Annotated in this window: 23 protein-coding genes; 9 read left to right on the top strand and 14 right to left on the bottom strand. The window is 59.9% G+C overall.

Annotation, left to right across the window (positions count from 1 at the left end; translation table 11 throughout):
- Positions 1–9 precede the first annotated feature (9 nt).
- The 3 genes from ACJ8IL_RS08945 to lpxO form a co-directional block, all read right to left on the bottom strand.
- Positions 10–708: a CTP synthase C-terminal region-related (seleno)protein gene (locus ACJ8IL_RS08945; protein WP_169540440.1), complete on the bottom strand. Its 699-nt coding sequence runs from the start codon at positions 706–708 to the stop codon at positions 10–12.
- Positions 709–820: 112 nt separating this feature from the next.
- The gene (gene lpxP / locus ACJ8IL_RS08940; RefSeq protein WP_016930250.1) at positions 821–1,741 is read right to left on the bottom strand and encodes a kdo(2)-lipid IV(A) palmitoleoyltransferase; all 921 of its coding nucleotides are present in this window, start codon (positions 1,739–1,741) and stop codon (positions 821–823) included.
- Positions 1,742–2,044: 303 nt separating this feature from the next.
- Positions 2,045–2,950: a lipid A hydroxylase LpxO gene (lpxO, locus tag ACJ8IL_RS08935; protein WP_025304427.1), complete on the bottom strand. Its 906-nt coding sequence runs from the start codon at positions 2,948–2,950 to the stop codon at positions 2,045–2,047.
- A gap of 249 nt (positions 2,951–3,199) precedes the next feature.
- On the opposite strand from lpxO, the gene ACJ8IL_RS08930 reads away from it, so the two are divergent.
- A complete protein-coding gene (locus ACJ8IL_RS08930) occupies positions 3,200–3,541 on the top strand; it encodes a hypothetical protein (RefSeq protein ID WP_016930249.1) in 342 nt (113 codons plus the stop codon).
- Between the two features lie 451 nt (positions 3,542–3,992).
- On the opposite strand, the gene fis is transcribed toward ACJ8IL_RS08930, so the two are convergent.
- From fis to acuI, 11 genes are all read right to left on the bottom strand, one after another.
- Positions 3,993–4,289, bottom strand: a complete 297-nt coding sequence (gene fis / locus ACJ8IL_RS08925; protein WP_000462905.1) for a DNA-binding transcriptional regulator Fis — start codon at positions 4,287–4,289, stop codon at positions 3,993–3,995.
- Positions 4,271–5,275 carry a tRNA dihydrouridine synthase DusB gene (dusB, locus tag ACJ8IL_RS08920; RefSeq protein ID WP_025304426.1) on the bottom strand — a complete coding sequence of 335 codons (1,005 nt, stop codon included), beginning with the start codon at positions 5,273–5,275 and terminating at the stop codon, positions 4,271–4,273. The genes fis and dusB overlap by 19 nt, the downstream gene beginning before the upstream one ends.
- 393 nt (positions 5,276–5,668) lie before the next feature.
- On the bottom strand, positions 5,669–6,550 hold the full coding sequence (gene prmA / locus ACJ8IL_RS08915; protein ID WP_016930246.1) for a 50S ribosomal protein L11 methyltransferase: 882 nt from the start codon (positions 6,548–6,550) through the stop codon (positions 5,669–5,671).
- A gap of 11 nt (positions 6,551–6,561) precedes the next feature.
- Positions 6,562–8,007, bottom strand: a complete 1,446-nt coding sequence (panF, locus tag ACJ8IL_RS08910) for a sodium/pantothenate symporter (protein WP_049208301.1) — start codon at positions 8,005–8,007, stop codon at positions 6,562–6,564.
- On the bottom strand, positions 7,997–8,239 hold the full coding sequence (locus ACJ8IL_RS08905; RefSeq protein WP_025304424.1) for a YhdT family protein: 243 nt from the start codon (positions 8,237–8,239) through the stop codon (positions 7,997–7,999). The genes panF and ACJ8IL_RS08905 overlap by 11 nt, the downstream gene beginning before the upstream one ends.
- Before the next feature lie 152 nt (positions 8,240–8,391).
- The gene (gene accC, locus ACJ8IL_RS08900) at positions 8,392–9,741 is read right to left on the bottom strand and encodes an acetyl-CoA carboxylase biotin carboxylase subunit (RefSeq protein WP_019453177.1); all 1,350 of its coding nucleotides are present in this window, start codon (positions 9,739–9,741) and stop codon (positions 8,392–8,394) included.
- A gap of 12 nt (positions 9,742–9,753) precedes the next feature.
- The gene (gene accB / locus ACJ8IL_RS08895) at positions 9,754–10,221 is read right to left on the bottom strand and encodes an acetyl-CoA carboxylase biotin carboxyl carrier protein (RefSeq protein WP_004936889.1); all 468 of its coding nucleotides are present in this window, start codon (positions 10,219–10,221) and stop codon (positions 9,754–9,756) included.
- A gap of 32 nt (positions 10,222–10,253) precedes the next feature.
- The gene (aroQ, locus tag ACJ8IL_RS08890; protein WP_004936891.1) at positions 10,254–10,706 is read right to left on the bottom strand and encodes a type II 3-dehydroquinate dehydratase; all 453 of its coding nucleotides are present in this window, start codon (positions 10,704–10,706) and stop codon (positions 10,254–10,256) included.
- A gap of 287 nt (positions 10,707–10,993) precedes the next feature.
- A complete protein-coding gene (gene msrQ / locus ACJ8IL_RS08885; protein ID WP_060434680.1) occupies positions 10,994–11,593 on the bottom strand; it encodes a protein-methionine-sulfoxide reductase heme-binding subunit MsrQ in 600 nt (199 codons plus the stop codon).
- Positions 11,594–12,595 (bottom strand): protein-methionine-sulfoxide reductase catalytic subunit MsrP, encoded by a 1,002-nt coding sequence (gene msrP, locus ACJ8IL_RS08880; protein WP_442516505.1) that lies wholly within the window; start codon positions 12,593–12,595, stop codon positions 11,594–11,596.
- 156 nt (positions 12,596–12,751) lie between these two features.
- Complete coding sequence (gene acuI, locus ACJ8IL_RS08875) at positions 12,752–13,729, bottom strand: acrylyl-CoA reductase (NADPH) (RefSeq protein WP_260515755.1); 978 nt, start codon at positions 13,727–13,729, stop codon at positions 12,752–12,754.
- 204 nt (positions 13,730–13,933) lie between these two features.
- On the opposite strand from acuI, the gene csrD reads away from it, so the two are divergent.
- The 8 genes from csrD (at position 13,934) to nit1 (ending at position 25,755) form a co-directional block, all read left to right on the top strand.
- Positions 13,934–15,868, top strand: a complete 1,935-nt coding sequence (gene csrD, locus ACJ8IL_RS08870) for an RNase E specificity factor CsrD (protein WP_025304421.1) — start codon at positions 13,934–13,936, stop codon at positions 15,866–15,868.
- Positions 15,869–16,281: 413 nt separating this feature from the next.
- Positions 16,282–17,325 (top strand): rod shape-determining protein MreB, encoded by a 1,044-nt coding sequence (gene mreB / locus ACJ8IL_RS08865; RefSeq protein WP_003855260.1) that lies wholly within the window; start codon positions 16,282–16,284, stop codon positions 17,323–17,325.
- 94 nt (positions 17,326–17,419) lie between these two features.
- Positions 17,420–18,436 (top strand): rod shape-determining protein MreC, encoded by a 1,017-nt coding sequence (mreC, locus tag ACJ8IL_RS08860; RefSeq protein WP_025304420.1) that lies wholly within the window; start codon positions 17,420–17,422, stop codon positions 18,434–18,436.
- On the top strand, positions 18,433–18,921 hold the full coding sequence (gene mreD, locus ACJ8IL_RS08855) for a rod shape-determining protein MreD (protein ID WP_004936918.1): 489 nt from the start codon (positions 18,433–18,435) through the stop codon (positions 18,919–18,921). Before mreC ends, mreD begins: the two co-directional genes overlap by 4 nt.
- 10 nt (positions 18,922–18,931) lie before the next feature.
- Positions 18,932–19,516, top strand: a complete 585-nt coding sequence (locus ACJ8IL_RS08850; RefSeq protein ID WP_004936921.1) for a Maf family protein — start codon at positions 18,932–18,934, stop codon at positions 19,514–19,516.
- Positions 19,517–19,554: 38 nt separating this feature from the next.
- Complete coding sequence (gene rng, locus ACJ8IL_RS08845) at positions 19,555–21,024, top strand: ribonuclease G (protein ID WP_025304418.1); 1,470 nt, start codon at positions 19,555–19,557, stop codon at positions 21,022–21,024.
- An 88-nt stretch (positions 21,025–21,112) separates the two neighbouring features.
- Complete coding sequence (yhdP, locus tag ACJ8IL_RS08840; RefSeq protein WP_442516504.1) at positions 21,113–24,916, top strand: AsmA2 domain-containing protein YhdP; 3,804 nt, start codon at positions 21,113–21,115, stop codon at positions 24,914–24,916.
- Positions 24,913–25,755, top strand: coding sequence for a deaminated glutathione amidase (gene nit1, locus ACJ8IL_RS08835; RefSeq protein WP_038629939.1), 843 nt, complete (start codon positions 24,913–24,915; stop codon positions 25,753–25,755). The genes yhdP and nit1 overlap by 4 nt, the downstream gene beginning before the upstream one ends.
- The last annotated feature ends 18 nt before the right edge of the window (positions 25,756–25,773 follow it).

The following is a 25,773-nucleotide window of genomic DNA, read 5'->3' as shown; positions in this document are numbered from 1 at the left end:
GGCTTTTTTTTACCCGTTGGCGGCTGTTTTGACGAGTTCCACCACCAGCGGTGAAAGCTCGCCGCGCAGCGCGGCGCGTTCCGACTGGAACAGCGTGGCGACGTAAAAACGCCGGCCCGGCAGTTCGATGGCGCGCACGTCGCCTTCGCTGTCGTGGCCGCTGATGATCAGCGGGAAGCGCTCAAGATCGGCGACGAATTCCGGATTCACGCCGAAGTTGCAGTGGTAGCCTTCATGGGTGTTCAGGCTGCCGTAGGCCTGTGCGACGCGGGTGTCGGGCTGAAAAACGATGTCGCCGGTTTTTTCCACCAGCGAGCAACTCAGCGGGGCGATCACCAGCCGGCCACCGCTGTCGGTTTCCGCATGGCCGGCGTCGTGCCAGCCCATCACGTTGCGGGCGTATTCGACGATGGCGTATTGAAAACCACCGCAGGAGCCGAGGAACGGCACGTCGTTTTCCCGCGCATGACGGATCGCCATAAAGGCGCCGTCGTCGTAACGATACGGGCTGCCTGGCACCACCCAGATGGCGTCGAAATTTTGCAGCGTTTCGGGGGAGATCAAGGTTTCGGTCGGTAGCCACTGGGGCTGCACGTCAATATCGAGATGGGCGGCGGTGAGCTGGAGCGCCACGGGGATGGCCTGATGGGCCACGGCTTGCGGGTTGTAATCACCGACCAGAGCAATGCGAACTTGAGCTTTCATCATTTCCGTTCCTGTGCGGGTAAAGAAGGAGATTACAGGAAAGTAGAGTGTCGAGCCGCCGTTTTTTAAAGGTGGCGCACAAAAAAGCCCGGCATTGGCCGGGCTGAAAAAAAAGTCAGTACAGCGAGGGCGCACCAGCCGGTCGGGTTTTGAAACGGCGGTGCAGCCACATGTATTGCTCCGGCGCTCGCATGATCTCTTTCTCGATCACTTTGTTCATGTAAGCCGCCGCCGCCTGTTCGTCGCTGAGTGGATAGTCTTCCAGGGCCGGCTGGATCAGCAGGTCGTAGCCGCGGCCGCCTTCGCGGCGGATCAGCACCACCGGCACCAGCGCCGGGTTGGCCATGCGCGCCAGCATAAAGGTGCCGCTGGTGGTAGCGGCCTGATCGACGGCGAACAGCGGGGCGAATACGCTGCCGCGCGGGCCGTAGTCCTGATCCGGCGCGAACCATACCGCCTCGCCGCGCTTGAGCGCGTGCACCATGCCACGCAGATCTTTGCGGTCGATCATCGCCTTGTTGGAACGCATGCGGCCTTTGGTCTGCGCCCACTCCATCGCTTTATTGTTGTGCGGACGGTACATCGCCATCATCGGCTGGCACAGGCCCATTGCCCGGCCGCCCAGCTCCAGCGACATGAAGTGCACGCCGATCACCAGCACGCCGCGATCGTCGCGCTGCGCCATTTTGAGGTGGTTGATGCCGGAGACGTTGAACCAGCGTTTGACGCGTTTATCCGACCAGAACCAGGCCATGCCGGTTTCCAACAGGCCCATGCCGAGCGATTCGAAGTTGCCCACCACCTTGCGCTCGCGCTGCGCTTCGTCCATCTCGGGGAAACACAGCTCGAGGTTGCGACGAGTGATGGTGACGCGGCGTTTGAGAAATCGCATCGAGGTACGCCCCATCCACACTCCCAGCCGATTGAGCAACGGGTAGGGGAGCTGGACCAGCAGGAACAGCAGGGCGAGGCCGAACCAGGTTAACCAGTAGCGCGGGTGCAGCAAGGCCAGTTGAAATGCTTTGGCTGATTTCATAGAAACTCTTTTTATACGTTAAAAGGGGCAGCAAGCTGTAACGCATATAAAGGTTCCACTCGATAGCGATACGACTACTCAGACACCCAGGTACGGCCAGGGTTTAGTCGGAATTCCATAATTGACTAAACATTTACATTCGAAGGGCGGTTTGCGCTGCTATCAGGCTTCGGAGGGATAGCTGTTGGCCAGCGGAGGCGGCTCTAGGAACGTGTATGTTAACACAGGGTACGGGGTGTGGCGGAAGAGGGGCATGCGAATATTCTCATTCGCGTTGCCCCTGTGTTGACGATTGGCGACGGTTTACAGGCTGGGGAGGATGATGGCGGCGAAAATAGCGACGATCACCAGCCACTTCAGCAGGTAGTAACCACGGCGGTTGCGCGCTTTCAGGCGTTGGCCGGCATCGCGCACTGCGTTGACGTACTTGAAGATGCGGTTGATGCCGCCGGTGCGGTCCTGATCGTCGTTCGGCGAGCTGGCTGCCGACATCAGCGTGGCGCCGACCCAGTGGTTGACCGCCTGCGCCCAGCGCCATTTCATCGGCCGTTCGACGTCGCAAAACAGAATGATGCGCGTCTGATCGGTGGCGTTCTGCGCCCAGTGCACGTAGGTTTCATCAAAGATCACCGCCTCGCCGTCACGCCAACTGTGCTGCTCGCCATCGACCTCGATGAAGCAGCGATCGTCGTTGGGCGTCATCAGCCCCAGATGGTAGCGCACCGAGCCGGCGTAAGGATCGCGGTGTTTACCTAAATGGCTGCCGGGCGGCAGCTCGGCGAACATCGCGGCCTTGACCGACGGGATGCGGTTGAGCAGCTCGACGGTTTTCGGGCACAGCGTTTGCGCCGAAGGGTGGCTGTCGCTGTACCACTTCAGATAAAAACGTTTCCAGCCGCGCTTGAAGAAGGTGTTGAATCCGGCGTCGTTGTGCGACTGCGCCTTTTTGATGTGATCCTGCAAGCGCACGGCTTCCTCGCGGATCACCTGCCAGTTGTCGGTCAGCGTCTGCAGCTCCGGGAAGCCTTTTTCGTCGAAATAGGGCTGTTTGGCGGGCAAACGGGAGAAGCCGGTCATAAACATGTTGATCGGCCCCATAAAGGTGGAGTGATCGAACAGTTGGCGGGTAAGCTTTTGTTTCTCTTTGCCGCGGGAGTGTGCGTAGAGGAAGCTGATGATAAAAATGCCGATAATGATCGCGGCAACCATAGAATCCATCCCTGTTGGTGCTTGTTAAAAATTCGTACAAATTATAGTTTTGTGACAGGAAAAATTTAACTTTTTCGTGCGCTTTCCCCCGCTCATACTGCTTGGTGGCATAAAAAATCAATAAAACCGTTGGTAATAAAATTTTGTATCGATTTTTTTGGTTTTAGTCCTATTCTTAAATCGTTCAAGGGGCATTTCATGCCATCTTGTTTCATGACGAATGGCACGTATCTGAGAAAAGAGGGACTTATGAAGAAATCAATCATTGCCTTGTCTGCACTGCTGCTCGCTTCCCCGGTGTTCGCTGCTGAAACTGCGACCGACACCGCCGCTCACGCCAGCAACGAGGTCGTCGCTGAGGCGCATAAAGGGGCGGATACCGCCAAAGAAAAGCTGCACCAGTCTCAGGACAAGGGTGAAGAGCTGAAGCTGAAAGCCAAGCACGCCGCCGAAGGCAAGAGCGACAGCGTCGGCAGCAAAGTGAGCGAAGGCTCGCAAAAGGCCTGGCACTCCACCAAACAGGGTACGGAGAAGGCTTGGGACAAGACCAAGCAAGGGGCGGAAAGCCTCAAGAACAAAGCGACCGAATAAGGTCTCCGCTTTACCCCAAGGGCCGCGCTGCGGCCTTTTTTATTGCCCGCAAACCAGAGCCTATGCCCCCGCTTTGTCGCCCCGAGTAAAACGTGAGAGTATTCTTCATCGATTGGCGACTCAATCGTAAGCAAGGAGGAAGCTCTATGAGATCCCACTGGGTAAGGCGTTTATTGACACCCTCACCAACCTGGACAGGCAGAGCATCGGTTATCTTGGGTCTGCTGGTGTTTGGGGTGTTGAGCGGGCTGGATAGCCTGGGTGTGGAGTTGGACGGGTGGAAGCGCTCCGTGATGGTCGCGGCCGTGGCGGGTATTTGCTATTTCATTGCCGGATATATTGATAAGCGCATTCCGCGCAAAGCCCCGCCAATGTAGGCATAAATCAGACAAAGAAAAAGGCGCTTATCAAATGAGATAAAGCGCCTTTTCAACACGTTAACTGACTAGTATCAGTTCATGCCGTATTTTTTCAGCTTCTTGCGCAGCGTGCCGCGGTTGATGCCCATCATCAGGGCTGCGCGGGTCTGGTTGCCACGGGTGTATTGCATCACCATGTCCAACAGTGGCTGTTCAACTTCAGCCAGTACCAGCTCATACAGGTCATTTACGTCTTGACCGTTCAGTTGAGCAAAATAGTTCTTCAGTGCTTGTTTAACCGAGTCACGCAGAGGCTTTTGAGTCACCTGATCTTGTGAGTTAACGGTAGAAACGGTCAGTACGTCAGAATTTACGCGTTGTTCGAACATAGTTCTGTCAGCTCTTTTTTTACGCTAAGATTTTCGAAATATGCCTCCAACGCCTCCAGCTGTTCGCTGGCATCCTCTATGGCGTTGAATGTGCGCCGAAACTGGTCATTCGGAGCGTGTTCCTGGAGATACCAGGACACGTGCTTACGAGCAATCCGGAATCCCTTGCCTTGGCCATAAAAGCCGTGCAATTCCCGAATGTGCCCAATCAACAAGCGCTTCACCTCGCCAAGCGGCAGCGGCGGCAGCAACTCCCCAGTGTCCAGATAATGCTGGATTTCCCGGAAGATCCAGGGTCTCCCCTGAGCAGCGCGGCCTATCATCAGGGCATCGGCCCCGGTGTAGTCGAGCACTGCTCTGGCTTTATGCGGGTCAGTAATATCCCCATTCGCGATAATCGGAATGGAAACACTCTGCTTAACTGCCCGAATGCTGTCGTATTCCGCGTTGCCGTTAAACAGACAGGCGCGGGTTCGGCCGTGAATCGTCAGGGCCTGAATACCACAGTCTTCGGCCAGTTGGGCAATCTCTACACAGTTACGATGCTCTGGCGCCCAGCCGGTGCGAATCTTCAGCGTTACCGGCACATCCACTGCGTCAACCACCGCGTGGAGGATCCGTTTAACCAGATCCGGGTACTGCAACAAAGCGGACCCGGCAAGCTTCCGGTTCACTTTTTTGGCCGGGCATCCCATATTGATATCGATGATCTGCGCGCCGCTGGCCACGTTGATACGCGCGGCGGCGGCCATATCATCAGGATCGCATCCGGCAATCTGCACGGAGCGGATCCCTGGTTCATCGCTATGCACCATACGCAGACGCGACTTATCCGTCCGCCACACCTCCGGGTTGGAGGAGAGCATTTCGGATACAGCCATCCCAGCACCCATTGCATGACAGAGGGTTCTGAACGGGCGATCTGTAATACCGGCCATCGGGGCCGCAATCAGGCAATTAGTAAGCTGGTGGTGTCCAATGCGCATAGACAAAGAGTGACCATACTGTGTCCGCAAGGGCGCGTATATTACGCATTTTTGCGTCGAGATGAAAGGCCAAACTTTAACCAATTGGCCCTGTATTAGGGCGAAAAATGCGCTACGCGGCGATTCATAAAAATATTATATATATTTTACAATAAGTTGACGAAAAGTGCTTATTTTGTGTGCGGCAAAATATTCGCCTTTGTGCAGAATATTATCTGCATTCGCCCGCTATTTTTGCTGGTATAGCCTGTCTGGAAGGCGCATTGTCAGGGCGATCCGTCGTTGAACGGCAAAAAATTGCATAAAATTTTGTCTCGTCCGTCTGGCGATCGCCGGACAAAAAAAATCCACCGGCGCAGGGCCGGTGGATGAGGGGGCAATAGACCGTGACGCTTACTTGCGGCGGCCGGTGATACGGCACCACTCTTCGCGCTCGGCGACCGGATCGAGCGTGAACTTCTCTTCGTAGGCTTCCGCTACGCTGCTCGCCTGGCTGGCCAACACGCCGGACAGCCCCAGATGACCGCCGGCCTTCGGCAGGCAACCAATCAGCGGCGCCAGCTCGCGCAGCGGGCCGGCGAGGATGTTGGCGACCACCACGTCCGCCAGCAGGTCCGCCGGCTGGTCTTTCGGCAGATACAGCTCCAGACGCTCTGAAACGCCGTTACGCTGTGCGTTGTCGCGGCTGGCCTGAATGGCCTGGGGATCGATGTCGATGCCGATAGCGCGCGCCGCACCCAGCTTCAGCGCGGCGATTGCCAGGATGCCGGAACCGCAGCCGAAGTCGATGACGGTTTTGCCCGCCAAATCGAGGCCGTCCAGCCACTGCAGACACAGCGCGGTGGTCGGGTGGGTGCCGGTGCCGAACGCCAGGCCCGGATCGAGCATCACGTTAACCGCGTCGGGATCGGGAACGTCGCGCCAGCTCGGGCAGATCCACAAGCGCTCACCGAAGCGCATCGGGTGGAAGTTGTCCATCCACTCGCGCTCCCAGTCCTTGTCTTCCAGCTGTTCTATCTTGTGGCGGAAACCGGCGCCCAGCAGCGGGTGCTGTTCCAGCATCGCCACCACCTCGGCCATATCGGTTTCGGCGTCGTACAGGCCGATCACGTCGGTATCGCCCCACAGCAGGGTTTCACCCGGCAGCGGTTCGAACACCGGGTTGTCGTGGGTGTCCTGGAAGGTCACCGACACGGCGCCGCTTTCCACCAGCGCGTCGCTCAGGTCTTCCGCCTGGCTGCCGGTGGTGTTCAGTTTGAGTTGGATCCAAGGCATAGCAATTCTCTTTAAGAGGGTAATGATGACGCCGCCCGGCGCTTTTCGCCGACGACGTTACCGAGATAAAACGCCAACAGGCTGAGCAACAGCGAAGGCACGATAGGATGCAGCCCCGCCGGTTGCAGGTTGAAGCTGGCCAATAGCGTATAGCATACCGCACCCGACACCATTGAGCTAAGCGCTCCCTGAGCATTGGCGCGTTCCCAATACAGGCCCAGCACCAGCGGCCACAGGAAGACCGCCTCCAACCCGCCGAAAGCCAGCAGGTTGAGCCAGATGATCATCTCTGGCGGCCGCCAGGCCGCCAGCAGCACCAGCAGACCGAGGATCAGCGTGGTCAGGCTGGAGAAGCGCTTGATCAACCGCTCGTTGTGGATCTGCTGTGGGCGTACGCCCAGATAGAGATCCTTGATGATGGTGGCGGAGGATTGCAGCAGCTGGGCGTTGATGGTCGACATGATCGCCGCCATCGGCGCCGCCAAAAAGATCCCGGCGGCGTACGGCGGCAGCACGGTGATCATCAGCGTCGGGATCACCTGATCGGGGATCTTGAGGTCCGGCAAGACCGCGCGGCCGAGCGCGCCGGCCAGGTGCATGCCGAACATCAGCACCGCCACCACCACGGTGCCGAGCAGAATGCCGCGATGCACCGCCTTGCTGTCCTTATAGGAGATACAGCGCACGGCGGTGTGCGGCAGGCCGATCACCCCAAAGCACACCAGGATCCAGAACGACGCCATAAACGGCAGGCTGAGGATTTGATCGCCGCCCTGCGGCGATACCAGCGCCGGATCGATCTGCTGCAGCTTGTCCACCGCGCTGTGCAACCCACCGGCGGCGTGGATCACCGCCACCAGCAGCAGTACGGTGCCGAGCAGCATCACCAGCCCCTGCATGGCGTCGTTCAGCACGCTGGCGCGGAAGCCGCCGAAGGCGGTGTACAGCGCGATGCTGATGCCGAAGATCAGCAGGCCGGTGTCGTAGGGAATGCCGGCGGCGGTCTCCAGCAGGCGGGCGCCACCGATAAACTGCACCGTCATGGCGCCGAGGAACGCTACCAGCAGACTGAGGCTGGCCAGCCACACCAGCAGGCGGCTCTGGTAGCGGCCATACAGCATGTCATTGAGGGTGATGGCGTTGTAGCGCCGCGCCAGGATGGCGAATTTCTTGCCCAGCACGCCGAGCGACAGCCACACCGCCGGTAGCTGGATCATCGCCAGCAGCACCCAGCCCAGGCCGTATTTATAGGCGGCGCCGGGGCCGCCTATAAACGAACTGGCGCTGATGTAGGTGGCGGTCAAGGTCATCGCCAGCACAAAGCCGCCCATCGAGCGGTTGCCGAGAAAGTATTCGCTGAGGAAATTCCCGCTCTGGCGGCGGCTGTAGGCATACACCGACAGGCCGAATACCAGCAACAGGTAGGCGACCAGCGGCAGGATCACTTCAGTTTGCATCGCTGTCCTCCAGCGAAATGTCGCGGAACACCGTGCGCACCATCAGCCAGCACAGGCCGGTGAACAGCAGCGGGACCAGCAGGCAGGCCATTTCGAACCAGTGCGGCAGGCCGGTGACGCCGATGGCGCTGTCCGGCAGGTAGGCCGCCAGCCCCCAGGCCAGCAGGTAGAGCAGCGTCAGCCCCAGCGCCCAGCGCGCTTCGCGGTGCGCCTGAATAAAGCGTTTGTCCATCCGTGTCTCCCATAGGTTTACGGTGATGGATTCATCAAAGGTAGGGAATTTTACGGCATGACGGCGTTTTGCCAAGCCGTTACTGGCGGCAGCGCCAAAGAAAAAGGCCGGTGATTAACCGGCCTTTCGTCAGACGATGCTGCGTGGCTGCCTTAGGTTTCCTGCAGACCCAGCTTCTTCTCCAGATAGTGGATGTTGGTGCCACCGTGCTGGAAGTTTTCGTCGTTCATGATCTTCTGCTGCAGCTCAACGTTGGTTTTGATGCCATCGATGATCAGTTCAGCCAGGGCGTTCTTCATGCGGGCAATCGCCACGTCACGGTTTTCGCCGAAGGTGATCAGCTTGCCGATCATGGAGTCATAGTACGGCGGTACGGTATAACCGGCGTAGATATGAGATTCCCAACGCACGCCGAAACCGCCTGGCGCGTGGAAGCGGGTGATCTTGCCCGGGCTCGGCAGGAAGGTGTTCGGATCTTCGGCGTTGATGCGGCATTCTACCGCGTGGCCGTGGATCTTCACTTCTTCCTGTTTGATCGACAGCGGCTGACCGGCAGCGATGCGCAGCTGCTCTTTGATCAGATCCACGCCGGTGATCATTTCGGTAACCGGGTGTTCTACCTGAATACGGGTGTTCATTTCGATGAAATAGAACTCGCCGTTTTCATACAGGAACTCGAAGGTGCCCGCACCGCGATAGCCGATTTCCACACAGGCTTTCGAGCAGCGCTCGCCGATGTAGCGACGCATTTCGCTGGTGATGCCCGGCGCCGGCGCCTCTTCGACCACTTTCTGGTGGCGGCGCTGCATGGAGCAGTCGCGCTCGGCCAGATAGATGGCGTTGCCCTGGCCGTCGGCCAATACCTGAATCTCGATGTGGCGCGGATTCTCCAGGTATTTTTCCATGTACACCATGTCGTTGTTGAAAGCCGCTTTGGCTTCCGCTTTCGTCATGTTGATGGACTGCTCAAGGTCTTTGTCGCTGCGCACGACGCGCATGCCGCGACCGCCGCCGCCGCCGGAGGCCTTGATGATCACCGGATAACCGATGCGCTTGGCGAAGGCACGGTTTTTATCCATGTCGTCGGTCAGCGGGCCGTCGGAGCCCGGTACGCACGGCACGCCGGCTTTTTTCATGGCGTTGATCGCGGAAACCTTGTCGCCCATCAGGCGGATGGTTTCGGCTCTCGGGCCGATGAAGATGAAGCCGGAGCGTTCAACCTGCTCGGCGAAGTCGGCGTTCTCCGACAGGAAGCCGTAGCCCGGGTGGATCGCCACGGCGCCGGTGATTTCCGCCGCCGAGATGATGGCCGGGATGTTCAGGTAGCTTTTTACCGATGGCGCAGGACCGATGCAGACGGTCTCGTCGGCCAGCAGAACGTGTTTCAGATCGCGGTCGGCCGCGGAGTGAACCGCAACGGTCTTGATGCCCAATTCTTTACAGGCACGCAGGATGCGAAGCGCGATCTCGCCGCGGTTGGCGATAACAATTTTATCAAGCATGGGGGCGCCTCGTTATTCGATGACGACCAGCGGCTCGTCATATTCGACCGGCTGGCCGTTTTCCACCAGGATGGCTTTCACGACGCCGGACTTGTCCGCTTCGATCTGGTTCATCATTTTCATGGCTTCAACGATGCACAGGGTATCGCCGGCGTTCACTTTCTGGCCCACTTCCACGAAGGCTTTCGCGTCCGGGCTTGGGGTGCGGTAGAAGGTGCCTACCATTGGGGAACGAACGACATGGCCACTCACGGCCGCCGGTGCTGCAGGGGTTTCTGCCGCAGGCGCGGTGGCAACGGCGGTAGCCAGGGCTGGCTGCTGCTGTGCCGGCATCGCGTAAGCCTGCTGCATGACGGGATAAGCCTGCGCCGGTGCGGCACGGCTGATGCGAACCGATTCTTCGCCTTCAGAGATTTCCAGTTCAGAAATACCTGATTCTTCAACCAGTTCGATCAGTTTCTTGATTTTACGAATATCCATGAGTGTGATTCCGTACTCTTTTTGTGGAGCAATTAGTGGGTTTTCGACAGACGGTTAACCGCTGCCTGTAAAGCGAAAGCGTAGCCATCCGCGCCGAGGCCGCAAATCACGCCTACCGCTACGTCTGAGAGATAAGAGTGATGGCGGAAAGGTTCGCGGGCGTGCACGTTGGACAGGTGGATCTCGATGAACGGGATCTGCACCGCCAGCAACGCATCGCGCAGCGCCACGCTGGTATGCGTGAACGCCGCCGGGTTTATCAGAATGAAATCGGTGTTGCCGCGCGCCTGATGAATGCGATCGATCAGCTGATGCTCGGCGTTGGATTGCAGATGGCTCAGGGTAATATCCAATGCGGATGCCTGGTTTTCCAATCCGTTAACAATCTCTGTCAGCGTCGTGCTGCCGTACTTCTCCGGCTCACGCGTCCCCAGCAGATTGAGATTGGGGCCGTTCAGAAGCAAAATGTGAAACTTATCCGCCATTGTGCTGGTATCTCCGGCAATAAAACCATCATCGTAGAAAATAACCCGATGTTACCGATTTGTCACCTGTTAAGGGGCAAATTCACCCTGAGAACAGAAACAAGGTCGGGCATTATAACGATATCGTAGCAATTCGCAGCTAAATACTGGTCTTATCAGCGAAGATATTCAACCCCAAATCGAGGAACTGGGGGATCCGTGACAGGAATATGAGCGCTGGAACACAGAAAAAGTTCCCGCCGGCGGCGCGCGTTTTTCAGCGCCAATAACGCGCGCCGCCGCGCGATTCAGCGCCACCAGGCGCGGAACTTCTTGTAACGCAGGCCCAACAGCGCCACCGCCAACAGCGCGTAAATGAACGGCTGGGGGGAGAATGTTTTGACCGACCACAGGTAGTGGATGGGGGCGAGGATCGCCGCCAGATAGACGAAGTTGTGCAACGTTTGCCATTTGGCCCCCAGCTTGCGCATTGCCCACAGCGTTGACGTGGCCGCCAGCGCCAGCAGGATCAGCCAGGTGAGGATGCCGAGCGTCAGATAAGGGCGGTTCACCAGCTCGCTGCCCAGCAGGCCGAGGTTGCTCAGCCCCAGTTCCAGCGTGGAGTAGCTTATCAGGTGCAGCGTGCCCCAGGCAAAGCACCACAGCCCCACCAGACGGCGACAGCGGATCAGCAGCGGCTGACGGGCATAGCGCGCCAGCGGGGCGATCATCAGCGTGGCCAGCAGCAGTTTCAGCGTCATCCTGCCGGTAAAATGCTGAATGTCCTTGGACGGATCGGCGCTGAACCAGCCTTGATCCACCGCCAACACCAGCCAGAGAAAGGGCAAAAACGCCGCCAGATGCAGGGCGGCTTTCAGCCATTGGATATGAACAGGCGTCAGGCGCACTTAGAAATTCTCCCGCAGATCCATGCCGCGATACAGCGACGCTACCTGATCGGCATAGCCTTTGAACAGCAACGTCGGCTGCCGTTTGACGTCGAGAATGCCGCCGGAGCCGATAAAACGCTCGGTGGCCTGCGACCAGCGCGGATGATCGACGTGCGGATTCACGTTGGCGTAAAAACCGTACTCGTTCGGCGCAGATTGGTTCCAGGTGGTCGGCGGCTGATCGCGTACCAAACGGATATGCACGATCGATTTGATGCCTTTGAAACCGTATTTCCACGGCGTGATCAGCCGCAGCGGCGCGCCGTTTTGCGGCGGCAGAGTTTTGCCGTACACGCCGACGGTCAGCAGCGCCAGCGGATGCATCGCCTCGTCCAGCCGCAGCCCTTCGACGTAGGGATATTTCAGGCCGCCGCCGATAAAGCGATCTTTCTGGCCGGGCATCTGCTCCGGATCGTACAGCGTCTGGAAGGCCACGTAGCGCGCGTTGCTGTTCGGTTCAGCCAGCTTGAGCAGCTTGCCCAGTTCGAAACCGATCCACGGCACCACCATCGACCAGGCCTCGACGCAGCGCATGCGGTAAATGCGCTGTTCCAGCGGGAAACGCTTCATCAGATCGTCGATATCCAGCGTGATCGGTTTCGCCACTTCGCCGTCGATGCGCACTTTCCAGCCTTCGGTCTTGAGCCCGCCGGCGTTGGCGGCCGGATCGGCTTTGTCGAGACCGAACTCATAGAAGTTGTTGTAGCCGGTGACCTTGTCTTCCGGCGTCATCGCCAGCTGCGCCTGCCAGGCGGCCGGTTTGCTGAATTCCAGCGCTTTGCCCGGCGGCGCCTTGGGGCGATCGTTGCCCTTGAACCACGACAGCAGGTCCGCCTGCGCGCCGGTAGGCAGCGCCAGCGTGGCGGCGGTGATGCCGAGCGCCTGCAGCACCTTGCGCCGCTGGTGGAACACGCTTTCCGGCGTGACGTCGGCCTCGGTTAATTTCGGGTGTTTGTTCATGCTTATGCTCTCCGCGACTGATGCCCGCCGTCCGCGAGCGGCTGACGGGTCTTCATGAAATAAGCATGGCGTTAAAGCCGGCCGGAAGCGAGGGGGCGCGGGAAAATATGAAATTTCGCAGATGCGGGCGAACCCCCCGTTGCCGGGGGGAGAAGGTCAGCGGATTTTCACCAGGGTGCGGCCGGTGATTTGGTTGTTCAGCAGTGCGGCGGCGGTGGCCGGCGCCTGCTCGAGGGCGATTTCATGCGTGGCCTGCTGATAGAAGCTGTCCGGCAGAATGCCGGCCAGCCGTTCCCAGGCGGTTTGGCGGCGGTGCAGCGGCGTATGCACCGAATCCACGCCCTGCAGGCGCACGTTGCGCAGAATGAACGGCATCACGGTGGTCGGCAGTTGATAACCGCCCGCCAGGCCGCAGGCGGCGACGGTGCCGTTATAGTTCATCTGCGCCAGCACCCGCGCCAGCAGTTTGTCGCCGACGGTGTCCACTGCGCCGGCCCACAGCTGTTTCTCCAGCGGACGCGGCGTGTCGATATAGCCATCGCGCGACATGACCTCTTTGGCGCCAAGCGCTTTCAGGTACTCGGTATTGCTGCCGCGGCCGCTGATGGCGGTCACCCGGTACCCCAGCGCCGCCAGCAGGGCGATGGCGGTGCTGCCCACGCCGCCGCTGGCGCCGGTGACCAGGATATCGCCGTCGTCCGGGTGCACGCCGCCTTCTTCCAGCGCCATCACGCACAGCATGGCGGTAAAGCCGGCGGTGCCGATGATCATCGCCTTGCGCTCATCCAGGCCGTTCGGCAGCGGCACCAGCCACTCACCGGAGACGCGCGCCTGCTCGGCCAGGCCGCCCCAATGGTGTTCGCCCACGCCCCAGCCGGTGAGCACCACGCTTTGCCCCTCTTTGAAGCGATCGTCGCGGCTGTGGCGCACGGTGCCGGCGAAGTCGATGCCCGGCACCATCGGGAAGTTGCGCACGATCTTGCCTTTGCCGGTGATCGCCAGCGCATCTTTATAGTTCAGGCTTGACCAGTTGATGTCGACGGTGACATCGCCTTCCGGCAACCGATCGCTGCCGATATCTTTGATATGAGCCAGAGTTTGGTCGTCTTGTTGTTCCAATAACAGTGCACGCATGTCACTCTTCCTCTCGTTTACACTTTTCTATCAATGGCTGAATCACATTTATTTGACTATATGCATAATAAGCGGCCCAAGTCCTGATAAAGGACAAAAACGGCGCTTGCAGGTTTAATTCCTCGGCAAGGCTTGTTAGGGTTGGACGGCCCCTTTTAGCTAAAGGGTGAACACTCACTTAACCATAGCGGACAAGGCACAGGGATGCGATTTACCACCAAACTCTCTGCATTGATCACTCTGTTGGTCGCGCTGGCGATGTTTTTGATGCTGATGGGATGCTCATACAGCTTCTTTTACGTTACCCAGGATCGCCAGGAGCGCCGCTTTGATTCGCTGGTCACCTCTCTCGATCAAGCCATGTTGCAGGAATCGCCGCGCGATCAGGAGAAATGGTTGCCGATTGTCATGCGTCCGCTCGGCATTGTGTCGATCCGCGTAGAGGCCGGTACCAGCAAGCTCCTCGACTATAAATTGCCGACGCTGAAAAAAGAGCCCTGGGATGCGCTGAACGGCTATCGTCAGGTCTCGCGAACTCTGTTGCAGCACCCGGGCAGTACGCTGCACATCACCTACCTCGATCCCTTCGCCAGCGACGTGCGCACGCTGCAATCCACCGCCGCCGTCACGCTGTCGATCGTCGTCATGGTGGTGGTTTTGCTGTTCAGCCTGCGCTGGCTGCGTGAGCAGGCCGACGGCGAAGATCGTCTGGAACGCCGTGCGCGGCGCATTCTGAACGGCGAGCGTGAAAACGTCATGCAGGGCGACGTGCGTGAGTGGCCAGCCAACGTCAGCGGCGCGCTCGACCGCCTGCTGGCCGATCTGGCGGAAGCGCGGGAAGAGCGCAGCCGGGTCGATACGCTGATCCGCGCCTTCGCCGCGCAGGATGCCAAAACCGGGCTGAATAATCGCCTGTTTTTCGATAATCAATTGACCACTCAGTTGGAAGATGAAGGCTCGCACGGCATCGTGATGATGGTGCGGCTGCCCGACTTCGAGACCCTGCGCGAGACGCACGGCAGCATGGCGGTGCAAGAGCTGATGTATTCGCTGGTCAACCTGCTGTCTACCTTCGTGATGCGCTACCCGTCGGCGCTGCTGGCGCGCTACTTCCACAGCGATTTTACCGTGCTGTTGCCGCATCGAACCCTGAAGGAAGCCGACGGCATCGCTTCACAGCTGGTCAACGCCATCGATGCCTTGCCTTCCACGGCGCTGATCGATCGCGAGGCCTTCCTGCACATCGGCATCGTGGCGTACCGCAGCGGTCAAACCACCGAGCAGGTAATCGACTATGCGGAGCAGGCGACGCGCCACGCTACGCTGCAGGGCGAAAACGGGTGGTATGTGTACGACAGCCAGGTGCCGGAAAAGGGGCGCGGCAGCGTCAAGTGGCGCACGCTGCTGGAACAGGTGCTGGCGCGCGGCGGCCCGCGGCTGTATCAGAAACCGGCGGTGACCGTGGAAGGCGAGGTGCACCATCGTGAGATCATGAGCCGGATCTATGACGGCACCCAGGAATTGCTGCCGGCGGAATATATGCCGCTGGTGCAGCAGTTGGGGTTGGCGGAGAGTTACGATCGCCAACAGGTGAGCCGCATCATTCCCTTGTTGGCGCAGTGGCCCGAGGAAACGCTGGCGTTTCCGCTGTGCGTGGACTCGATTTTGCAGCGCTCTTTCCAGCGCTGGCTGCGCGATACGCTGTTGCAATGCGAAAAAAGCCAACGTCGGCGAATTCTGATTGAACTTGCGGAGGCAGATGTGTGTCAACATATCGACCGTTTGCGTCCGGTGCTGAGGCTGTTGTCAGGGCTGGGCTGCCGTCTCGCGGTGTCCAAAGCGGGTTTAACCGTGGTCAGTACGTCCTATATCAAGTCGCTGCAGGTGGAGATCGTCAAGCTCCACCCGGGGCTGGTGCGGAGCATCGATAAGCGGGACGAAAACCAGCTGTTCGTGCAGAGCCTGACCGGCGCCTGCGCGGGCACGCGTGCTCAGGTGTTCGCCGCCAGCGTACGTACGCGCAACGAATGGCAGACGCTGAAAGAGCGGGGGATCCACGGCGGGCAGGGCGACTTTTTCGCATCGCCGGAACCTATCGACGCGGGGCGTAAAAAATATTCACGTCGTTATCGTGTTTAAGCTGATTGCCGGACAAAAATTGACGTAGAATGAGCGCCGGATCCATCTGGGCCATGTCACCCGTCATTTTGGAGTTTTCTCCAATCTGCCTGCGACAACGACGCCTATTTGAGATAGGCTCTTGTCAGCTTTTATCTGGTTGGCGTTGGTAGGTGCTTACCATCGGCGGCAATCAGGGAATATGTTAGATTTTATGAGCTGTGTTACGCCGTTTCGTGCGTTGACAGGGTGGTAAACTGAGCCTTTGTTCAGGGAATTCAGGCCTCATCCAATTTCCGTGCATTCGAGCAGAAACAATACAGACTATTTTTCACCGAAGTAGAACGTTTTTGCGCCTTGTCGCTGCTTCGTGTGGTTGGTAAAGTAGGCGGATTTTATTTTCCGCCCCCAGCTTGCAGGATTATCCTTTCGTTATGTTTAAGAAATTTCGTGGCATGTTTTCCAACGACTTGTCCATCGACTTGGGTACCGCCAATACCCTGATTTATGTTAAAGGGCAAGGCATCGTACTGAATGAACCTTCGGTGGTTGCCATTCGTCAGGATCGTGCCGGCTCCCCAAAGAGCGTCGCGGCCGTCGGTCATGACGCCAAACAGATGCTGGGCCGCACCCCCGGCAACATCGCGGCTATTCGCCCGATGAAAGACGGCGTGATCGCCGATTTCTTCGTGACTGAAAAAATGCTGCAGCACTTTATCAAACAGGTTCACAGCAACAGCTTTATGCGCCCAAGCCCGCGCGTGCTGGTCTGTGTGCCGGTCGGCGCGACCCAGGTTGAACGCCGCGCTATCCGCGAGTCCGCCCAAGGGGCCGGCGCGCGTGAAGTGTTCCTGATTGAAGAGCCGATGGCGGCGGCGATCGGCGCAGGTCTGCCGGTCTCCGAAGCGACCGGCTCCATGGTGGTGGATATCGGTGGCGGTACCACTGAAGTGGCGGTGATCTCGCTGAACGGCGTGGTGTACTCTTCTTCCGTGCGCATCGGCGGTGACCGCTTCGATGAAGCCATCATCAATTATGTGCGCCGCAACTACGGCTCGCTGATCGGCGAAGCCACCGCAGAGCGCATCAAGCACGAAATCGGTTCTGCCTATCCGGGCGACGAAGTGCGCGAAATCGAAGTGCGCGGCCGTAACCTGGCTGAAGGCGTACCGCGCGGCTTTACCCTGAATTCCAATGAAATCCTCGAAGCCCTGCAAGAGCCGCTGACCGGTATCGTCAGCGCGGTGATGGTTGCGCTGGAGCAGTGCCCGCCAGAATTGGCCTCCGACATTTCCGAACGCGGCATGGTATTGACCGGCGGCGGCGCGCTGCTGCGCAACCTCGATCGCCTGCTGATGGAAGAAACCGGCATTCCGGTCGTGGTGGCGGAAGATCCGCTGACCTGCGTGGCGCGCGGTGGCGGCAAGGCGTTGGAAATGATCGACATGCACGGCGGCGATTTGTTCAGCGAAGAATAGTCAGCCCCAGGAAGGAGGAATCGTATCGGATGAATGCGCACAGCGAAAATCGGGTACGGTTCCTCTTTCTGTTGTCGAGGAACTCGCATAATTTATGAAGCCGATTTTTAGCAGGGGGCCTTCCCTGCAACTGCGACTTTTTTTGGCGGTGATTGCGGCCATTGGCCTGATCGTTGCCGACAGCCGGCTCGGCACGTTCGTGAAGATACGCAACTACATGGACACCGCAGTCAGCCCTTTCTATTTTCTGGCCAACGGGCCACGTAAAGTTTTGGACAGCGTGTCAGAGACGCTGGCCACCCGCCAACAGCTGGAGCTGGAAAACCGCGCTCTGCGGCAGGAACTGCTGCTGAAAAACAGCGATATTCTTCTTCTTGGCCAATTCAAGCAGGAAAACGCCCGCTTGCGCGAGCTGCTGGGTTCTCCGCTGCGCCAGGACGAACACAAGATGGTCACCCAGGTGATCTCCACCGGTTCCGATCCGTATAGCGACCAGGTCGTTATCGACAAAGGGTCGGACAACGGCGTCTATGAAGGCCAGCCGGTGATCAGCGACAAGGGCGTGGTCGGTCAGGTGGTGGCGGTGGCGAAAGTCACCAGCCGCGTGCTGCTGATCTGCGATGCCTCGCACGCGCTGCCGATCCAGGTGCTGCGCAACGATATTCGGGTGATCGCCGCAGGCAGCGGCTGCGCCGACGATCTGCAGCTGGAACACCTGCCGAACAACACCGATATCCGCGTTGGCGACGTGCTGGTGACCTCCGGCCTCGGCGGCCGTTTCCCGGAAGGCTATCCGGTGGCGGTGGTCTCCTCGGTCAAGGTCGACAACCAGCGCGCTTACACCGTGATTCAGGCGCGGCCGACCGCCGGTCTGCAGCGCTTGCGCTACCTGCTGCTGCTGTGGGGCGCCGATCGCAACGGCGACATGCCGCTGCCGCCGGACGAAGTGCACCGCGTGGCCAATGAGCGCCTGATGCAGATGATGCCGCAGGTGCTGCCGCCTGCCGGTTCCGTTGGGCCGCAGCTGCCCGCACCGGCCACCGGCGTGGCGCCGCAACCCGCCGGCGCTACGCCATCGGCTCAGCCTGCCGCGGCGGGAGTGGTGCAATGAACAGTTACCGCAGCCACGGGCGCTGGATCATCTGGCTGTCGTTCCTGGTGGCGTTGGTGCTGCAAATCATGCCGTGGCCGGAGCAGATCTACATGTTCCGGCCTTCCTGGCTGGTGCTGATCCTGATCTACTGGGTAATGGCCTTGCCGCATCGTGTCAACGTCGGTACCGGCTTCGTGCTGGGGTTGATTATGGATCTGATCCTCGGCTCTACGCTGGGCGTACGCGCGCTGGCGCTGGGCATCATCGCCTATCTGGTGGCGTTCAAATTCCAACTGTTCCGCAATATGGCGCTGTGGCAACAGGCGCTGATCGTCGTGCTGCTGTCGCTGTCGATGGATGTGGTGGTGTTCTGGGCTGAGTTTTTAGTGATCAACGTCTCTTTCCGCCCAGAGGTATTCTGGAGTAGTGTGGTAAACGGCATTTTGTGGCCGTGGTTATTCCTGTTGATGCGCAAAATCCGCCGTCAGTTCGCCGTACAGTAAGGGTATATCAATGACTTCGCTTTATCTGGCCTCCGGCTCCCCACGTCGACGTGAACTGTTGACCCTGTTGGGCGTGTCGTTTGACATTCTGCTGACGCATACCGAAGAGCAGCGCCGGGAAGGCGAAGCCGCAGAGGCCTATGTGCGCCGTCTGGCGCAGGACAAGGCCAAGGCGGGCGTGGCGCTGGCGCAGGAAGATCGGCCGGTGCTGGGCGCAGACACCATCGTGGTGCTCAACGGCCGGGTGCTGGAGAAGCCGCGCGACGAAGCCCATGCGGCGGACATGCTGGCGGCTCTGTCGGGCAAACAGCATCAGGTGATGACGGCGGTGGCGATCGCCGATCGCCACGACGTGCGCTGCCAGCTGGTGGTGACCGACGTGACGTTCCGCAGCCTGTCACAACAGGATATCCGCGACTATATTGCTACGGGCGAACCGATGGATAAAGCGGGCGCCTATGGAATTCAAGGAAAGGGTGGTTGTTTCGTCAGAACGATAACCGGGAGTTATCACGCGGTGGTCGGTCTGCCGCTGGTCGAAACACATGAGCTGCTCAGTAATTTTGTCGCATTACGTGATGTAAGAACCGGTTGATGGGCGCTGCCATTATCGACCGGCTCTGAGGAGAAGGCATGACAGCTGAGCTACTGGTTAATATCACACCGTCTGAAACGCGGGTCGCCTATATCGATGGCGGCATTCTGCAAGAGATTCATATCGAACGCGAATCCAAACGCGGCATCGTCGGCAATATCTATAAAGGGCGCGTCAGCCGCGTCCTGCCGGGGATGCAGGCGGCGTTCGTCGACATCGGCCTGGACAAGGCCGCCTTCCTGCACGCCTCCGACATCATGCCGCATACCGAATGCGTCGCCGGCGACGAGCGGAAAAACTTTCATGTGCGCGACATCGCCGAGCTGGTGCGCCAGGGGCAAGACCTGATGGTGCAGGTGGTGAAAGATCCGCTCGGGACCAAGGGCGCGCGTCTGACTACCGACATTACGCTGCCTTCGCGCTATCTGGTCTTCATGCCGGGCGCGGCGCACGTCGGCGTTTCGCAGCGCATCGACAGCGAAGCCGAGCGCGAGCGCCTGAAGTCCATCGTTGCGCCGCACTGCGACGAGCTGGGCGGCTTTATTATCCGCACCGCGGCGGAAGGCATCGGCGAGGAAGAGCTGGCGCAGGATGCCGCGTTCCTCAAACGCCTGTGGACCAAGGTGATGGAGCGCAAGAAGCGCAACCAGACCAAATACAAGCTGTACGGCGAGCTGGCGCTGGCGCAGCGCATCCTGCGCGATTTCGCCGGCGCGGCGCTGGATCGCATTCGCGTCGATTCGCGGCTGACGCACGATCTGTTGGTGGAGTTTACCGGCGAGTACATCCCGGACATTACCAACAAGCTCGAACTCTACACCGGCAGCCAGCCAATTTTCGATCTGTACGACGTGGAAAACGAAATCCAGCGCGCGCTGGAGCGCAAGGTTGAGCTAAAGTCCGGTGGCTATCTGATCATCGATCAGACCGAGGCGATGACCACCGTTGACATCAACACCGGTGCCTTCGTCGGCCACCGCAACCTCGATGAAACCATCTTCAATACCAACATCGAGGCGACGCAGGCCATCGCGCGCCAGCTGCGGCTGCGCAACCTGGGCGGCATTATCATCATCGACTTTATCGATATGAACAACGAAGAGCATCGCCGCCGGGTGCTGCACTCGCTGGAGCAGGCATTGAGTAAAGATCGGGTAAAAACCACGATCAACGGCTTCTCTCAGCTAGGCTTAGTTGAAATGACGCGTAAACGCACGCGTGAAAGCATTGAACATGTGCTCTGTCACGATTGTCCTACTTGCAATGGGCGCGGCACCGTGAAAACGGTGGAAACCGTGTGCTACGAGATCCTGCGCGAGATTGTACGCGTGCACCATGCTTACGATTCCGATCGCTTCCTGGTGTACGCCTCCGCGGCGGTTGGCGAAGCGCTGAAGAGCGAAGAGTCGCATGCGCTGGCCGAAGTGGAGATCTTCGTCGGCAAACAGGTGAAGGTGCAGATCGAACCGTTGTACAGCCAGGAGCAGTTCGACGTCGTCATGATGTAGCCCGCCCGACATCGGTAGGGGCCCGGCACGCCGGGCCCGTCAGTGCATAGATATTCCCGTTGCCAGGCAGCGGAGCAAGGAGAACTGCGTGAGGCGACTGCCTGGGATTCTGTTAGCAACAGGCGCCACCCTAATCGTGATTGTGGCGCTGCTGATCAGCGGGCTGCGCCTGATGCTGCCGAAGCTGAACGACTATCGTCCCCAACTGCTGGCGCAGGTGGAGAAGCTATCCGGTGTGCCTGTGCAGATGGATTTCCTGCAGGGCAGTTGGGAAACGTTCGGCCCACAGCTTGAAGTGCGCAACCTGAGCGTTACGCTGCCCAAAAGCGATGTGCATATCGAACGCGTGACGCTGGCGCTGGACGTGTGGCAATCGCTGCTGCACTGGCGCTGGCAGTTCCGCGATCTGACCTTCTATCAATTCCGCCTCGATCTGAACGCCACGCTGGGCGGCGATCGTGAGGGCGACGGCCTTGAGCCCGGTAAAATCAGCGATCTGATGCTGCGCCAGCTCGACCACTTCGATCTGCGCGACAGCCGTATCTCGTTCCTGACGCCCGCCGGCGCGCGCGCCGAATTCGACATTCCCCAACTGACCTGGCTCAACGGCCGCGATCGCCACCGCGCCGAGGGGCAGATCAGCCTGTCGACGCTGAACGGCCAGCACGGTGTGGTGCAGCTGCGCATGGACCTGCGCGATAATCAGGGCCTGCTGGACACCGGCACGGTCTATCTGCAGGCCGATAACATCGACATGAAACCCTGGTTTACCCGCTGGCTGCGCGCCAACACCGGGCTGGAAAGCGCAGACTTCAGCCTGGCAGCCTGGCTGCAGGTGCAAAACGGCGAGATCGCCGGCGGCCATGCGTTGCTCAAGCAGGGGGCGGCCAACTGGAATACCGGCGCCGCGCAGCACCGGCTGGACGTAGACAATCTGGCGCTGTCGCTGCGCCGCCAGGGCACCGGCTGGCAGCTCGACGTGCCGCAGCTGCGGTTGAGCACCGACGGCCAGGCCTGGCCGCAGGGCGCGCTTTCTGCGCTGTGGCTGCCGGAAAACACCGAATTTATGGGGCCGGCGCAGAATGAAGAGCTGCGGGTGCGCGCGACCCATCTTCAGTTGGAGCGTCTATCGGCGTTGCTGCCGACCTTCTCGTTCCTCAGCCCGGACGTGCTCGATCGCTGGAACGATCTGCAGCCGCAGGGGCAGATGGAAGCGCTGGCGCTGGACATCCCGCTCAAGCAGCCGGAAAAGAGCCGTTTTCAGGCGCTGTGGCGCGATGTCAGCTGGCAGCGTTGGGAACTGCTGCCGGGCGTCAACCACTTCTCCGGCGCGTTGAGTGGCGGGGTGGAGAACGGCCGCCTGACGCTGGGGCTCACCGACAGCACCCTGCCTTACGGCGACATGTTCCGCGCCCCGCTTGAAATCAGCAGCGCGCGTGGCGCGCTGACCTGGCGTTACAACGATCAAGGCTGGGAGCTGGCGAGTCAGGGGCTGGACGTCAAGGCGAAGTCGCTGTGGGTCAACGGCGATTTCCGCTATCAGCAGCCGGCCAAGGGCGATCCGTGGCTGAATATCCTGGCGGGCATCCGCCTGTATGACGGCGCCGACGCCTGGCGCTATTTCCCGGAACCGCTGATGGGCAAGCATCTGGTGGACTACCTGGGCGGCGCCATTCAGGGCGGCCAGGTGGATAACGCCACGCTGATTTATTCCGGCGATCCGCAGCATTTCCCGTACCGCAAAAACGAAGGGCAGTTCGAAGTCTTCGTACCGCTGCGTCACGCCACCTTCCAGTTCCAACCGGGCTGGCCGGCGCTGACCGATTTGGCGATCGATCTCGATTTCGCCAACGAGGGGCTGTGGATGCATGCGCCGCAAACCCGCTTGGGCAAGGTGGCGGGCAAAAATATCAGCGCGGTGATCCCGGATTACCTGAAAGAGCGGTTGCTGATCGACGCCGAAGTCGCGGGTGCGGGCAGCGACGTACATGACTACTTCATGCAGACACCGTTGCACGATTCGCTGGGGGCGGCGCTGGATCAGTTGCAGATTGGCGGTGATGTCAGTGGGCGCTTACATCTCGATATCCCCCTGGACGGCGAGCAGGTCAGAGCCACCGGTGAAGTGGCGCTGAACAACAATTCGTTGCTGATAAAACCGCTGGAAAGCGAGCTGCAGAAGCTCAGCGGCAAGTTCCGCTTCGACAATGGCAATCTGGAGAGCGACACCCTGTCGGCCAACTGGTTCGGGCAACCGGTGGCGGTCAACTTCACTACGCAGGAAGGCGAGCGTGACTACAAGGTCAACGTCGGTCTGAAAGGAGACTGGCAGCCGGGCAAGTTCCCCGGCCTGCCAAAAGAGGCCGCCGATGCGCTCAGCGGCAGTGCGCCCTGGCAGAGCCAGGTGGCCATCACGCTGCCGCATCAGGGCTCGGCCAGCTACGATATCGGCCTTGACGCAGACCTGAAGAAAGTGAGCAGTCACTTACCTTCGCCACTGGACAAGGCGTCGGGAGAGGCGCTGCCGGTGAACGTCAAGGTCAAAGGCGGTTTGAACGGCTTTATGTTGACCGGCAGCGCGGGCAAACAGAACCGCTTCAACAGCGAATGGAACTTCGATAAAAAACAGGTGAACCTGGCGCGCGCCGCCTGGCAAACCAACGGGGGCGGCACCCCGCCTCTGCCGGCCGGCAAGTCGATGACGTTGAACCTGCCGGCGCTGGACGGCGAGCAGTGGCTGGCGCTGCTGGCACCGGCGCTGAAACAGGGCGGCGGCAGCGGTCAGGTGGGCGGTTTCAGCTTCCCCACCACCGTGGCGCTGACCACGCCGCAGCTGCTGTTGGGCGGCCAGGCCTGGCATAAGCTGACGCTGTCGGCCGAGAAACAGCTTGGCGCTACCCTGGTGAGCGCCAAGAGCGACGAAGTGGATGGTAGCCTGCGGGTGGCCGATCGCGGGCCGTGGCGCGCCGATATCAACTACCTGTATTACAACCCGCAGTTCGCAGAGACGAAAAACGCGGCGGGCACGCCGCCGCCGTCGACCGAGAACGTTTCCTTCCGCGACTGGCCTTCGTTGATGCTGCGCTGCAAATCGTGCTGGGTGCTGGGGCAGAACCTCGGCAGGGTCGAGGCGGATCTGACCAATCGGGGCGATACCCTGACGCTGGATCACGGCCTGGTCGATACCGGCCAAGGGCGCATGACCGCCACCGGCCTGTGGAAACAAAATGCGCAGGAAGAGCGCAGCTCGCTGAAAGGCAAGCTGCTTGGCGGCAAGATCGATGAAACCGCCGCCTTCTTCGGCATCACCATTCCGCTTAAGGGCGCGCCTTATGACGTGGATTTCGATCTGTACTGGCATGGCACGCCGTGGCAGCCACGGGTCGATACGCTGAGCGGTGCGCTGCAGGTCAAGATGGGCAAGGGTGAAATCGACAGTATGGGCGGTGGCCGTGCCAGTCAGCTGCTGCGGCTGGTCAGTTTCGATGCCCTGCTGCGCAAGCTGCAGTTCGATTTCAGCGATACCTTCGGCAAAGGCTTCTACTTTGATTCCATCCGCAGTACCGCCTGGCTGAAAGATGGCATAATGCATACAGATAATCTATTGATCGACGGCCTGGCGGCGGATATCGCCATGAGCGGCCAGATCGATCTGGCGCGCCGTCGCATCGATATGGAGGCGGTGGTGGCGCCGGCGATTTCGGCGACGGTCGGCGTGGCCACGGCGTTTGTCGTCAACCCGATCGTCGGCGCGGCGGTATTTGCCGCCTCGCAGGTGCTGGGGCCGCTGTGGAGCAAGATTTCGCTGATTCGCTACCATATCAGCGGCGATCTCGACCAGCCGAAGATCAATGAGGTACTTCGTAAGGCAAAGGAGGATAAGGCGTCATGAGGAATGCTAACGTTGCGTTGTTGCAGTTGTGCAGTGGCGATCAGGTGCGCGATAACCTGGCCCAGATTGAACAGCAGATCAAGCAGCTCAATGCCGGGGTAAAACTGGTCATGACGCCGGAGAACGCGTTGTTGTTCGCCAACTCCGCGGCCTATCGCCAACAGGCGGAAAAACAGGGCGATGGTCCGCTGCAGAACGCGGTGCGCGAACTGGCGCGCCGTTATGGCGTGTGGTTGCTGGTGGGCTCGATGCCGCTCGTCAGCCGTGAGAACCCGGAGCTTATCACCACCAGCAGCCTGTTGTTCGACGAGCAGGGCGAGATCCGCGCCCGCTACGACAAGCTGCACATGTTCGATGTGGACATCAACGACGCGCACGGCCATTACCGCGAGTCGGATACCTACCAGCACGGGCAGCACCTGACGGTGGTGGATACGCCGGTCGGGCGTTTGGGCATGACCATATGTTACGATCTGCGCTTCCCTGCGCTGTTCCAGGCGCTGCGGGCGCAGGGCGCCGAACTGATTTCGGTGCCGGCGGCCTTTACCCGGGTAACCGGCGAGGCGCATTGGGAAATCCTGCTGCGCGCCCGGGCGATCGAAAACCAGTGCATGATCCTGGCGCCGGCGCAGGTGGGGCGCCACGGGCCGACCCGCCGCACCTGGGGCCACTCGATGGCTGTCGACGGCTGGGGCAAGGTGTTGGCCGAGAACGCGGACGCCGTGGCGGCACTGAAGGTGCGTGTGGACGCCGCAAGCCTGAAAAATATTCGTGCGCAGATGCCGGTGCTGCAGCACAACCGATTCCAGACGTCGCTGACGGCGCCGTCTGACAAGTAATCCTCCAATCAAGAGTGA

The sequence above is a fragment of the Serratia sp. CY47444 genome, from assembly GCF_052168635.1.
Classification (GTDB): Bacteria; Pseudomonadota; Gammaproteobacteria; order Enterobacterales; family Enterobacteriaceae; genus Serratia; species Serratia bockelmannii.
The sequence above is the reverse complement of the archived record's forward strand: the minus strand, read 5'-3'. Positions and strand labels throughout refer to the sequence as shown.